Consider the following 400-nt stretch of genomic DNA (forward strand, 5'->3'; position numbering starts at 1 on the left):
CAGCAATCCATGCTTACGCCATGAGCCACGGCCTGAAAATCGTCAAAACTTACCAAGACCATGGGAAAAGTCGCCTAGATATCGGCGGCCGTGATGCTCTGCGTAGATTGCTTGACGACGTCCAGGCCGGACATACCCAGTATCAGGTGATTCTTGTCTATGACGTCAGTCGTTGGGGACGCTTTCAGAACACGGACGAAAGTGCCCACTATGAATACCTTTGCACCAGCTCCGGTATCAATGTGGTGTATTGCGCAGAGCCTTTTGAAAACGACGGCTCGCCTCTAGCAACCATTTACAAAGGCATCAAACGATCCATGGCTGGTGAGTACAGCCAAGAGCTTTCCCAAAAAGTCTTCGCTGGTCAGTGCCGCCTCGTTGAAAAAGGTTTTCATCAAGG

At 50.8% G+C, this 400-nt stretch carries 1 protein-coding gene; it reads left to right on the top strand.

The genetic code is table 11. The features are described 5' to 3' along the window. Positions 1 to 20: 20 nt before the first annotated feature. Positions 21 to 400, top strand: a 380-nt coding sequence (locus AC0L20_RS40040) for a recombinase family protein (protein ID WP_473295675.1), incomplete at its 3' end; no start/stop codon positions are given.

It is taken from the genome of Bradyrhizobium sp. Kon58, assembly GCF_055807455.1.